Here is a 12,826-nt window from a genome sequence, read left to right as displayed (position 1 = left end):
GACTGGCTCATCACGCCGCCCTGATGCGCGGGTTGATGACGGCATAAAGCACGTCGACGATCAGGTTCACCGCCATGACGATGAGGGCGATCAGCAGCAAGCCTGACTGCACGACGACATAGTCGCGCTTGGATATGGATTCGACCATCCACTTGCCGATGCCCGGCCAGGCGAAGATGGTTTCTGTGAGAATGGCGCCGGCGAGCAGGGTACTGACCTGCAGGCCGATGGTGGTGACCACCGGGATCAGTGCATTGCGCAGCGCATGCACGCCGATGACGCGGGACGACGACAGGCCCTTGGCGCGGGCGGTCCGCACATAGTCTTCGCCCAGCACTTCGAGCATGGCCGAGCGCGTCTGGCGCGCGATCACCGCCAGCGGGATGGTGCCGAGCACAATTGTCGGCAGCACCAGGTGACTCAATGCCGAGCGGAAAGCATCCCATTTGCCGTAGAGCAGGCTGTCGAGGGTCAGGAAGCCGGTGATCGGCTTGATAAAGAACTGAAGGCCGATGCGTCCTGAAACCGGGGTCCAGCCGAGATAGCCGGAGAAAAAGATGATCAGCAGCAGACCCCACCAGAAAATCGGCATGGAATAGCCGACAAGGGCGGTGCCCATCAGCCCCTGGTCGAACCAGGAGCCGCGTTTGACCGCAGCAATGATGCCGGCCGGTATGGCCAGCACCATGGCGAAGATCATGGCGAAGACGGAGAGCTCGATGGTTGCCGGGAACAGCGTCATGAAATCTTCGATGACCGGCCGCTTGGACGAAATCGACACGCCGAAATTGCCGGTCGCGGCATCGCGGACATAATGCGCGTATTGCTGCCAGATCGGCAAATTGTAGCCGAACTGTTCCTTCAGTTCCGCGTAACGCTCGGGCGACACGCCATGCTCGCCGGCCATGGCAAGAATGGGATCGCCGGGCAGCAGCCTGACGAAAGCGAAGGCGCAGATGGTGATGCCGATCAGCGTCGGCAGCACCAAGACGATTTTGTTTAGGAGATATCGGAGCATCTTGAAAAGCGGGCGGCGCCTGATTGCGCGCCGCCCGCCTAACAGTTCTATTCGGCCTTGTCGACGCCGTCGAAGCGATGAATGCCGAGCGGGTCCATCATGAAGCCGCTGACATTCTTGCGCACGACTGCGTAGACCTGGCTGTGTGCCATGAGGAAGGCCGGAGCCTGCTTCTGGAAGACAACCTGCGCCTCTTCATAGAGCTTGGTGCGTTCGGCCTGGTCGCTGGTCTTCTTGGCCTTCTGGATCAGATCCTCGAAGTCCTTGTCGCACCAGCTGGAGTAGTTCGACACGCCGATGGCCGAGCAGGCGAACAGCGTGGCGAAGAAATTGTCCGGATCGCCATTGTCACCGGTCCAGCCGATCTGGAAGGCGCCCGGCCGTTCCTTCTTCTTGCCTTCCTCGCGGTACTTCGTCCACTCGTAGCTGACGATCTCCGCCTTGACGCCGACCTTGGCCCAGTCAGCCTGGATCAGTTCGGCGGCGCGCTGGAAGTTCGGGTTGTAGGGACGGACGCGGTCGGAGGCCCAAAGCTGGATCTCCTTCAATCCGGCATCGGCCAGCACCTTCTTGGCGGCTTCCGGATCATAGGCGTCGGACTTCACGTCCTTGTTCCACGACCACATGGTCGGCGGGATCAGGTTTACGGCCGGCGTGGCGCCGGCGTCCTGGAACAGCGACTTGATGAGCGATTCCCGATCGATCGCCTGGTTGAGCGCATGGCGCACTTCAGGCTTGTCGAGCGGCGGGATGGTGGTGTTGTAGCTCATATAGCCGATGTTGAGGCCAGCCTGATCCATCAGGGTCACGTCGGCGTTGGCCTTGATCGTGCCGATGTCGGCAGGATTCGGATAGGGCGCGATATCGCATTCGCCGGCGAGCACCTTCTGGATGCGGGCGGTGGCGTCAGGCGTGATCGCGAAGACGAGATCGTCGATCTTTTCCTTGCCCTTGAAGTAGTCCGGGTTGGCCGCATAGCGGATGACCGAATCCAGCTGGTAGTCGACGAACTGGAACGGACCTGTACCGACCGGCTTGGTCGAGAAGTCGGCCATCTTGCCGTCTTTTTCCAGCTGGTCGGCATATTCCTTCGACACGATCGAGGCGAAGTCCATGCCGAGATTGGCCAGCATCGGCGCGTTCGGCTCGGTCAGCGTCAGCTTCACGGTCAGGTCATCGACCTTTTCCCACTTGGCGACGTATTTCGGCATGTCCATGCCGGTGTAGTAGTCCCAGGTCAGGTTCGGCAGGTACTTCTCGCCGTTCCAGGGGTTTTCCTTATTGAACTGGCGATCGAACGAAAAGACGACGTCGTCGGCATTGAAATCACGCGTCGGCTTGAAGAAATCCGTCGTCTGGAACTTCACGCCCGGATGCAGGTGGAAAGTATAGACCAGACCGTCGTCCGAAATCTCCCATTTGTCGGCGAGACCGGGCACAACTTCGGTGCCGCCATGCTTGAACTCGACCAGGCGCGAATAGACGGTGCGCGACGAGGCGTCGAAGTCGTTGCCGCCCGTCGTGGTACCCGGGTCGAAGTTGGCCGGCGAGGCCTCCGAGCAATAGACCAGCGTCTTGGCATTGGCCACACCGCCGAGGACGCTTGCAGCCAGCAACGCGGCTGCAAAAGTCAGTTTCTTTTTCATTGAGCACTCCCTGATGTTCTTCCAAGCCCCTCTATAGGCTCGCGAAGCGCGCATATAAGCACCGTTTTTCCGGCTTTGGAACACCCTGTTTGCCTACCCCACCGTAAGCAGAAAATATTTCTCGGTCTTTGACGAACTGCAGAAACAAATAGCAAAATCTGCTAATCACGGGATTGTTAACGACCGCATTTTTTCATTGATCGCAGCAATCGTAAGCCAAAAATCCACAAGCCTGGGTTTCGCCACCGAGATGACCGGACGGCATTGCCTGAGCTGGCATCGCGGGAAGGATTTCGACGGCAAATCTTTGCCGTCCTGCCGCTGGGGCAAGACTTGCACGGCCGCCGATAGTCGCAATAGATAGATGACACGCTGGATTTTCCGGGAATCCGCGACATCGCTGCAGCGGAGGACGCCTCACCACATCGAGGCGGCGCAGCAGGAGCAGGCAACAGAACGACCGAGGGAGGCTAGAGGTGGCGAAAGCAACAAAGACAACGGCCCCGGCGAAAGCAAAAGCGGCGAAAGCTTCAAAACCGGCCGCCGCTGCCGCCAAGTCGAAAGCGCCACCGGCCAAAGCCACTCCCGCCGTCAAGCCAACGGCAACCTCGACGCCGGCGAAGGCAAGCGCCAACCCGGCAGCGAAACCTGCGGTCAAGCGCGCGGCGAAGACAACACCCGCTGCAAAGCCCGCCCAGCCGCCAGCCGCGAAGACAGCCGCGGCGAAGCCCGCCTCGAAGCCGTCGCCGGGCGCGGCCAAAAAACTGCCGAATACGCTGACGGCGCTTGCCGCGGGCTTGCCGGAAAAGCCATGGCTAAAAAGCTATTCGAAAGTCGTGCCGGCGGAGATCGGCGCCCTGCCCTACAGTTCGATCGGCGACTTCCTCGTCGGCGCCTGCAAGCAGTTTTCCGGCCAGCCGGCATACGTCTGCATGGGCAAGTCGATCTCCTATGCCGAACTCGAGCGGCAATCGGCCGCCTTCGGCGCTTATCTGCAATCGAAGGGCCTGCAGAAAGGCGCACGCGTGGCGCTGATGATGCCGAATGTGCTGCAATATCCGGTGGCGATGATGGCCGTGCTTCGCGCCGGCTATGTCGTGGTGAACATCAATCCGCTCTACACGCCGCGCGAGCTCGAACATCAGCTCAAGGATTCCGGCGCGCAGGCGATCGTCATTCTGGAGAATTTCGCCAGCACCCTGGACGCGGTGATTGCCAGGACGGCGGTCAAGCATGTGGTGGTCGCGGCGATGGGCGACATGCTCGGCGCCCTCAAGGGCACGATCGTCAACCTCGTCGTGCGCCGGGTGAAGAAGGTGGTGCCGGCCTGGTCGCTGCCCGGCCATGTCAAATTCAATGCGGCGGTGAAAGCCGGCGCCGGCATCGCCTTCAAACCGGCCAAGATGGAGGCCGGCGACGTCGCCTTCCTGCAATATACCGGCGGAACCACGGGGATTTCCAAAGGTGCTGTGCTGCTGCACTCCAATGTGCTGTCCAATGTCGCGCAGAACACGCTGTGGCTGCAGGACGCCTATGCGATCAAGCCGAAACCGGCGCATCTCAACTTCATCTGCGCACTGCCGCTCTACCATATCTTCGCGCTGACGGTGAACGCGCTGATGGGCATGCAGCAGGGCGCCCAGAACGTGCTCGTTCCCAACCCGCGCGACATTCCCGGCTTCGTCAAGGAGCTGCAGAAATACCCGATGCACATTTTCCCCGGCCTCAACACGCTGTTCAACGCGCTGCTCAACAACGAGGATTTCCGCAAGCTCGACTTCAAGCCGCTGATCATGACGCTGGGTGGCGGCATGGCGGTGCAGAAGGGGGTTGCCGAGCGCTGGAAGGCGCTGACCGGCAATTCGATCACCGAGGGCTACGGGCTGTCGGAGACCTCGCCGGTGGCCACCGCCAACAAGTTCAGCGACAGCAATTTCACCGGCACGATCGGCCTGCCGCTGCCGTCGACCGAGATCGTCATCCGCGACGATGACGGCAACAACCTGCCGCTGGGCGAAGTCGGCGAGATCTGCATTCGCGGGCCGCAGGTCATGGCCGGTTACTGGAACCGGCCGGACGAGACCGCCAAGGTGATGACCAAGGACGGGTTTTTCAAATCCGGCGACATGGGCTTCATGGACGAGCGCGGCTACACCAAGATCGTCGACCGCAAGAAGGACATGATCCTGGTCTCCGGCTTCAACGTCTATCCCAACGAACTCGAGGAAGTCGTCGCCCAGCATCCGGGCGTGCTCGAAGTGGCGGCGATCGGCGTGCCGGACGAGCATTCGGGCGAGGTGCCGAAGCTGTTCATCGTCAAGAAAGATCCGGCGCTGACCGCTGAGGCAATCACCGCCTATTGCCGCGAAAGCCTGACCGGCTACAAGCGGCCGAAATACATCGAGTTCAGGACCGAACTGCCGAAGACTCCGGTGGGCAAGATTTTGCGCCGGGCGCTGCGGGAATAGATTTGAACGACGAGCCTAGTCGCGGCGAAAGTGTAGACGACAATCCGCGTCCCGACGCGGCGACGTTCATCAAGGCGAACATGCGCCTTGCGCCTGTTCCCGCCCTTCGTGAAATCCAGCTCTATACGGCTCATTCCGGCAGCGGCCTGAGGCGGCTTGTCGAGTGGCGAGCTCATGGACCGGAAGACGGCAGCCAAACCGAGCAGCACGAAGCTGAGCCGCAGCCGCCCTACTGGGCCTATGCCTGGGCCGGCGGCGCCGTGCTGGCGCGCTATATACTCGACCATCCGCAAATCGTGGCCGGTCACCGCGTGCTCGATCTCGGCGCCGGCTCCGGCCTCGTCGGCATCGCCGCCGCCAAGGCCGGCGCCAGCGCGGTGATCGCCGCCGAGATCGATCGCAACGGTATCGCCGCGATCGGCATCAATGCCGCGGCCAACGGCGTCGAGATCACCGTCCTCGACACGGACATCACTACAGGTCCGCCACCGGCGGTCGACCTCGTGCTTGCCGGCGACGTGTTCTACGGCCGCGAGGTTGCTCTGCGGGTTATCCCGTTCCTCGACCGCTGCCTGGCAGCCGGCATCGAGGTGCTGGTCGGCGATCCCCGCCGCGCCGATCTGCCGCTGTCGCGGCTACGATTGCTCGCCGAATATCAGGTGCCGGATTTCGGCGACGCAAAGGGTGATGTGACCAAGCCGAGCGGTGTGTTTTGGTTCGAGCCGGAAGATTGCTAGCGCGACGCGGCAAAGCCCAGTCGCTCTGAATGGCCGGATTCTACTCATTGTGGACAAACCTCAAGGGGCAGAAAATAGATTGGATTAGCCGTTGATAGGAGAAGTCGAATGGCGTGGATTAAAGTTGTTCAACGTATCGGCTTCATAGTTTGCCCAAAGTGCGAAAATCGCGGCTTCGAGCTTCAGCCTGGCGAAGACATCGATAACGCAAGCGCCAAGATCAGGTGCGGCAGATGCGGGTACGTTTGCTCTGCTGATGAGTAGCCCACTATGTCCGAAAACAAACCAGAAGCTCCATAGTTTCATGGCTGCTTCCCCCAACTCGGCCATTGGCGGGGAAATCCCGAGCCGAATTGAGTTTGCCCCAGGCCCCCGTCAGACCGTCTCCTTGACCCGCGCCGACAGAAAGTCCGGCAAGTCGGCAACCGAATCCAGAACGACATCGGCGATCGACGCCAGCGATTCCCGCGTGCCGGTGCCGGAGAGCACGCCGACCGCCAGGCCGCAGCCGCCGGCACGCGCCATCTCCAGGTCGTGGCGGTTGTCGCCGACCATGGCGATCTCGGACGCCTTCAACCCGGTCAGGTCGCAAAAGGCGACGATCGTGTCCGGCGCCGGTTTCGGATTGGCGACCGCGTCATAGCCATAGGCGGCGGTGAACAGCTGCGCGACGCCGAGCGTGACCATGGTCTTTTCGGCACCGGCAGTCGAATCATTGGTGGCGACGCCGAGCCGGTAGGATCGCTTGTGCAGAGCCGTCAGCGCCGCGACGATGCCGGGCAAGGCCACCGCCATCGATGAGCCTTGCACCGAGGTGATCTCGTTGAAACGGGCGACGGCCAGCATCTGGTCCTCGTCGGACAGGCGCGGGAACCATAGTTCGACGACATCCATGTTGGTGCCCGAGGCGAAGATGGAATCCGGCTTGAAACGCTTGGCGACAAAATCGAAGCCCGCCGCTGAAAGCAGCCTGTCGGCTTTCCAGCGATCGCCCTCGGCAGCATCCATGGCCATGAAATCGGCGATGCCGAGCCAGGTCGCGTTGAAATCGACAAGCGTGCCGTCCTTGTCGAACAATATGCCCTTGATGTCGGCCGGATTTTTCATTGCGCCCCCCGCAGTTGCTGGATGCGCGCCACCAGCCCGGCCGTCGATGCGTCGCGCTTGGCGGCGCTCTCCTTGCCTTCCACGACTGGCAACAGGCCGGTCGCCAGCTCCTTGCCGAGCTCGACGCCCCATTGGTCGAAGGAATTGATGTTGAACAGAGTGCCTTCGACGAAGACGCGGTGCTCGTAAAGCGCGATCAGCCGGCCGAAGGTGCGCGGGTCGAGCTTGCGGTAGAGGATCGTCACCGAGGGGCGGTTGCCGGAGAAGACGCGGTGCGGGGCTATTCTGTCGACATCGGCCGGCTTCATGCCCTTGGCCAGCATCTGCGCGCGAGCCTCGTCCAGCGTGCGGCCCTTCATCAACGCTTCCGATTGGGCCAGGCAATTGGCAAGCAGTAGATCGTGCTGGTGCTTCAGATCCGGCTCATGGCCGACGGCAGCGGCAAGGAACTCGACCGGGATGGAATCGGTGCCCTGGTGCAGCAGCTGGAAGAAGGCGTGCTGGCCATTGGTGCCGGGCTCGCCCCAGACCAGCGGTCCGGTCGGCGTCGTCACCGGCGTGCCGTCGAGGGTGACGCCCTTGCCGTTCGATTCCATGTCGAGCTGCTGCAGATAGGCCGGCAGCCTGGAAAGGCGCTGGTCATAAGGGATGACCGCACGCGCCGGATAACCGCAGATCACGCGATGCCACCAGCCGACCAGCCCCAGCAGCGCCGGCAGGTTCTTCTGCAGGGGTGCGGTGCGGAAGTGCTCGTCCATCTCATGCGCGCCATCGAGGAAGGCGCGGAAGTTGCGCGGGCCGATGGCGATCATCACCGGCAGGCCGATGGCGCCCCACAGCGAATAGCGGCCGCCGACCCAGTCCCAGAAGCCGAACACGCGATCCGCTTCGATGCCGAACTTGGAAACCAGGTCGAGCGCGGTCGAGACGGCGGCGAAATGCTTGCCGACAGCTTCCTTGCCGAGCGCCTTCTGCACCCATTCGCGCGCCGTCTCGGCATTGGTCATCGTCTCGACCGTGGTGAAGGTCTTCGAGGCGATGATGAACAGGGTGGTTTCGGCCGACAGGCCCTTCAGCGTGTCGTGGATATGGGCGCCGTCGATGTTGGAGACGTAGTGCGCGCGCGGGCCGTCGTGATAGGGCGCCAGCGCCAGCGTCGCCATGGCCGGGCCGAGATCGGAGCCGCCAATGCCGATGTTGACAATGTCGGTGATTTTCTTGCCGGTGGCGCCGGCGGCCTTGCCGGAGCGAATGGCGTCGGCGAAAGCGCCCATGGCGTCGAGCACGGACAGCACATCCGCCTTGACGTCCTGGCCATCGACGGTGACGCCCTTGCCCGAGAGGTTGCGCAGCGCCGTGTGCAGCACGGCGCGGTCTTCGGTGATGTTGATTTTCTTGCCGGAAAACATTGCGGCGCGGCGACCTTCGAGATCGGCGGCGGCGGCGAGCTTCTCGAGCAGTTCCATCGTGCCCTGGTCGACCGCGCATTTCGACCAGTCGAGCAAAAGGTCGCCGTCGCTGGCCGAGAACGTCTCGAAGCGCTTGGGGTCGGCGGCAAAAGCCTCGCGCATCGTACCCGATGCCGCCGCGCGCGCAGCACGCAAGGCGACAAGCTGTTTGTCGAAGGAGGAATGATCCACTTTCGGCTCCTGATCGTTTTTCACGACATCTTATCAGACCGGATGTTTCCGGCGCGTGTCGTCGCGCTGATCTTATTGAGCCGAATTCCGCATGTTTCAATGCGTGGGGATGACGCAGTGCAGCATAGTGCGATGTGATGGAGCTATGACGCTGCGCGCCGCGCTGGATGATTTGATGGGAGTAGCGACGACGCTGCGCGTCGCGCTGGGGATAATGAGGCGCGACGACGCTTCGCATCGCGCGGGCGTCCGCGCTGCGGGATGACGCAAGCGTCACCCGGGGATGCGACGACGCTGCGCGTCGCGCATAGATCACTGGCATAAATCCCAGCGATCAGAAAAATTGATTGGCGCAACCCCTTGTGCCACGGTTACCTTCCGCTGGTCCAGCCAAGCAAAAAAGACTGGCCATCGAGGAACACCTTCCATGCCACAGCGTAACGACACGGCCATATGGTCCGGCCTGTTCCGGATTTCGGCGGAATCGGGCCAGACCCTGCAGGCGCAGATCCGTCAGGCGATCGTCGCCGCCATTCTCGACCGGCAGATCGCCGCTTCGATGCCGCTTCCGTCCTGCCGCATCCTGGCTGAAAAACTCGGCGTCGCGCGCGGCACTGTGGTGCTGGCGTTCCAGCAATTGGTCGACCAAGGTTTCCTGGTGGCGCGCGAACGGCGCGGCCATTTCGTCAATCCGGATGTGCTGGCCACCCCCGCCAAGCCGCACCAGAAGGCGCCCGACCAGCAGAACGAGATCGACTGGAAGGCACGCCGGCAGATCGCCGCCAGCGACATGCCGCCACCGGCCAAGCACGACAACTGGATCAAGTCCTCCTACCCCTTCGTCTACGGCCAGTTCGACCCGGCGCTGTTCCCGACAGCCGAATGGCGTGAGTGCAACCGCATGGCGCTGGCCGTGCTCGAAATCCGCAACTGGGCCTCCGACATGGTCGATCGTGACGATCCGCTCTTGATCGAGCAGATCCAGGCGCGGCTGTTGCCGCGGCGCGGCATCTTCGCCAATCCGGACGAGATCATCGTCACGCTGGGCGCCCAGAACGCGCTCTATATGCTGGCGACACTGCTGATGACAAAGGGCTCCAAGGTCGCGATGGAAGACCCGGGATACCCCGACGCGCGCTCGATCTTCCGCTTGGCAGGCGCCGAAATCCAGCCGGTTCCGGTCGATCAGTCCGGCATCGTCACCTCGTCCATTCCCAACGATTCCGGCTTTGTCTTCGTCACCCCCAGCCACCACTGCCCGACCATGGTGCCGCTGTCGGCGGAGCGGCGGCAGGACCTTCTGGCGCGCGCCAACCGCCACAACCAGATCATCATCGAGGACGGCTATGACAGCCAGCTTCTCGACGAGGCGCCGCAGCAGGCGCTGAAGAGCCTCGATCGCTCGGGTCGCGTCGTCTATGTCGGCTCGATGTCGAAGACGCTGGCTCCGGGCCTGCGGCTTGGCTACATCGTCGCTTCGGCTGGACTAATCTCCGAGCTCAGGGCGCTGCGTCGCTTCATGCTCAGGCACCCGCCGGCCAACAACCAGCGCGCGGTCGCGCTGTTCCTGTCGCTCGGCCATCACGAAGCCCTGGTGCGGCGGCTGTCGTCGGCCTTCGACGAGCGGCGCAAGCGTCTGGTCCATGCGATTTCCGCATTCCTGCCGGAATGGCGCTCGACCGATTCGGCCGGCGGCACATCGCTCTGGCTGGAAGGCCCGCGCGGCACCGATTCACGTGGACTGGCCGAGGCCGCGGCCTCGCGCAGCGTCATCATCGAGCCGGGCGATCGCTTCTTCGATCGCACCGAAAAGCCGTCGCGTTTCATGCGCTTGGGCATTTCCTCGATCGCACTGCAGCACATCGAGCCGGGTATTCGCGAGCTCGCGACCGCAGCCGGACGCAGGCCCGCTGCAGCCTGATTTGCCTGTGCCGGGGCTTTGAACAGCCCGGCCCTTGGCATGATCACCAACATTCTGCATTAGCTCTCTGGCATACTCGGCTGCGTTGACTGGCCCATAGGCTGGGCCAATGGCACGGCATAGTCGGCTGACAGAGGGACGAAGCAGGCCGACGGTGGACCAATCACCGCGTCGTGTTTCGCAAGCTAAAGGTGGAGTGCCCCCATGTCAGTGGCTGTTGAGCAGCAGGATGCGGCTCTTAAGGATGCGGCTCCTAAAGATACATCAGCCGACCAGCGTTCGCGACGATCCGGCGGGCGCGAAGCGCGCCGCGCCATGCGGGCAGCACCTTTGGCCGACGACATCAGGCCGGTACGTGCCGGGCTTGAAGGCGGCAGTTACGGCCCGCTCAACCGGAACGACCAGGAGCGCATCCATGAAGCGGTGCTGACGCTGCTGGAGACCGTCGGCTTCGCCAATGCCATTCCCTCCTGCATCGAGGCTCTGACCGGGGTCGGCGCCGTCTATGGCGATGACGGCCGCGTCCGTTTCCCACGTGGGCTTGTGATGGACACGATCAGACGAGCCGCGCGAAATTTTACGCTGCACGGCCAGGACCCCAGGCATGACATGCTGATCCAGGGCAAGCGTGTGCATTACGGCACGGCGGGTGCGGCGGTGCATCTGGTCGATGTCGAAAAGCGCGAATACCGCGAGTCGCTGGTGCAGGACATTTACGACGCCGCTCGCCTCGTCGAAGGGCTCGACAACATCCATTTCTTCCAGCGGCCGATGGTGCCGCGCGACATTCCCGATCCGCTCGAAATGGACTTCAACACGCTCTACGCCTGCGTGATGGGCACGTCTAAGCATGTCGGCACCTCGTTCACGGTGCGCGAGAACGTGCAGCCGGCGCTGGAAATGCTTTATGCGATCGCCGGCGGCGAGGAGAACTTTCGCGCCCGGCCGTTCGTATCCAATTCCAACTGCTTCGTCGTGCCGCCGATGAAATTCGCCGAGGACGCCTGCGGCGTGCTCGAAGCCTGCGTCGAAGGCGGCATTCCGATCCTGCTTCTATCGGCCGGCCAGGCCGGCGCCACCGCTCCGGCGGCAATTGCCGGCGCTGTGGTGCAAGCGGTGGCCGAAGTGCTGGTCGGCCTCATCTACGTCAACGCCATCAAGCCCGGGCATCCGGCGATCTTCGGCACCTGGCCGTTCGTCTCCGACCTCAGGACCGGCGCCATGTCGGGCGGCTCGGCCGAGCAGGCAGTGTTGACTTCGGCCTGTGCGCAGATGGCGCAGTTCTACGATCTGCCGGGCGGTTCGGCCGCCGGCATGACGGATTCGAAACTGCCCGACATCCAGTCCGGCTATGAAAAGGGCATCACCGATGTGATGGCCGGTCTTGCCGGCCTCAATCTGGTCTATGAATCGGCGGGTATGCATGCCTCGCTGCTCGGCTTTTGCCTGGAGAGCCTGATCATCGACAATGACATGCTGGGCCACTGCCTGCGCTGCGTGCGCGGCATCGAAGTGACCGACGAAGCGCTGTCGATCGACACCATCACCGAAGTCTGCATGAATGGCCCAGGCCACTATCTCGGCAATGAGCAGACGCTGCGCCTGATGCAGACGGAGTATTTCTATCCGGCCGTCGGCGACCGCTTTTCGCCCAAGGAATGGAACGAGAAGGGCCGGCCCGACATCTTGCAGCGGGCGATCATCGAAAAGAAGCGCGTGCTGGCCGAGCGCTTCCCGCGCCATGTGCCGAAGCTGCTCGACGACAAATTGCGTGCCCGCTTCGGCGAGATGATCAAGCTGCCACGCAGCGGCATGGGCGGGTAAGCTTCACCTTACGAAGGTCAGTCCGCACTTAGCCCAAAGCGCTCGACGACTTCGGCGCTGATCAGCTTGCCATGCAGCGCCATCAACACGATCTGGGCATCCAGGCTGTCGCCGGTTTCAAGCGCAGCCTCGATGCGGCGCTCAGCGTCCAGCCGCCGCTCCGGCCCATTGGCCTGCTCGAAGGTTTGTGGGCCCGCGATGCAATAGCCAAACAGCTGCGCCACGGACCGGTAGGCGTCCGGCGGCGGCTCGTCCGGCCAACAATCCTTCATCAAATTGACGATGGTGAGCTTTACCCCCTCAGGGACAAGCGCCGGATGCAGATCGGCGCCGCGCAGCGCGTTGTCCAGTTCCCGCAAATCGCCGGAGCGGCCGAACATGCCGAGGAAACCGATTGAAGAGCGCCGCTTCGTCATTGATGGGTGTTATCCCTCGTGCAGGACCTGTCGAGACGACGTATCTGTA

10 protein-coding genes are annotated in these 12,826 nt (G+C 62.7%); 4 read left to right on the top strand and 6 right to left on the bottom strand.

All coding sequences use genetic code 11. The features are described from left to right. Positions 1-10 precede the first annotated feature (10 nt). Together NLY36_RS19135 and NLY36_RS19130 are read right to left on the bottom strand one after the other, a co-directional pair. Entirely contained in the window at positions 11-1,018 is a 1,008-nt protein-coding gene (locus tag NLY36_RS19135) for an ABC transporter permease subunit (protein WP_023669492.1), read from the bottom strand. A gap of 47 nt (positions 1,019-1,065) precedes the next feature. Further along, entirely contained in the window at positions 1,066-2,664 is a 1,599-nt protein-coding gene (locus tag NLY36_RS19130) for an ABC transporter substrate-binding protein (protein ID WP_023669491.1), read from the bottom strand. A 476-nt stretch (positions 2,665-3,140) separates the two neighbouring features. On the opposite strand from NLY36_RS19130, the gene NLY36_RS19125 reads away from it, so the two are divergent. Further along, on the top strand, positions 3,141-5,132 hold the full coding sequence (locus NLY36_RS19125) for a long-chain-fatty-acid--CoA ligase (RefSeq protein ID WP_023736164.1): 1,992 nt from the start codon (positions 3,141-3,143) through the stop codon (positions 5,130-5,132). Between the two features lie 80 nt (positions 5,133-5,212). Beyond that, the gene (locus tag NLY36_RS19120; protein WP_084026225.1) at positions 5,213-5,869 is read left to right on the top strand and encodes a 50S ribosomal protein L11 methyltransferase; all 657 of its coding nucleotides are present in this window, start codon (positions 5,213-5,215) and stop codon (positions 5,867-5,869) included. Between the two features lie 84 nt (positions 5,870-5,953). Here the strand turns inward: NLY36_RS19120 and NLY36_RS19115 are convergent, their stop codons facing one another. The 3 genes from NLY36_RS19115 to pgi form a co-directional block, all read right to left on the bottom strand. Then, positions 5,954-6,175 (bottom strand): hypothetical protein, encoded by a 222-nt coding sequence (locus tag NLY36_RS19115; protein WP_155922478.1) that lies wholly within the window; start codon positions 6,173-6,175, stop codon positions 5,954-5,956. Between the two features lie 69 nt (positions 6,176-6,244). Then, entirely contained in the window at positions 6,245-6,976 is a 732-nt protein-coding gene (locus NLY36_RS19110; protein ID WP_023688783.1) for an HAD family hydrolase, read from the bottom strand. Beyond that, positions 6,973-8,616 carry a glucose-6-phosphate isomerase gene (pgi, locus tag NLY36_RS19105; RefSeq protein ID WP_023688784.1) on the bottom strand — a complete coding sequence of 548 codons (1,644 nt, stop codon included), beginning with the start codon at positions 8,614-8,616 and terminating at the stop codon, positions 6,973-6,975. Before pgi ends, NLY36_RS19110 begins: the two co-directional genes overlap by 4 nt. 427 nt (positions 8,617-9,043) lie before the next feature. Between pgi and pdxR the strand changes: the two genes are divergently transcribed. Both pdxR and NLY36_RS19095 read left to right on the top strand, forming a co-directional pair. Continuing rightward, positions 9,044-10,537, top strand: a complete 1,494-nt coding sequence (pdxR, locus tag NLY36_RS19100; protein WP_023669484.1) for a MocR-like pyridoxine biosynthesis transcription factor PdxR — start codon at positions 9,044-9,046, stop codon at positions 10,535-10,537. Between the two features lie 204 nt (positions 10,538-10,741). Next, entirely contained in the window at positions 10,742-12,361 is a 1,620-nt protein-coding gene (locus tag NLY36_RS19095; protein ID WP_023736166.1) for a trimethylamine methyltransferase family protein, read from the top strand. Between the two features lie 17 nt (positions 12,362-12,378). Here the strand turns inward: NLY36_RS19095 and NLY36_RS19090 are convergent, their stop codons facing one another. After that, positions 12,379-12,777: a hypothetical protein gene (locus tag NLY36_RS19090; protein ID WP_023736167.1), complete on the bottom strand. Its 399-nt coding sequence runs from the start codon at positions 12,775-12,777 to the stop codon at positions 12,379-12,381. Between the last annotated feature and the right edge of the window lie 49 nt (positions 12,778-12,826).

The sequence above is a fragment of the Mesorhizobium sp. C399B genome, from assembly GCF_030323185.1.
Lineage (GTDB): Bacteria > Pseudomonadota > Alphaproteobacteria > Rhizobiales > Rhizobiaceae > Mesorhizobium.
Note: the sequence above shows the minus strand (reverse complement) of the source record. Positions and strands in the feature narration are given on the sequence as shown.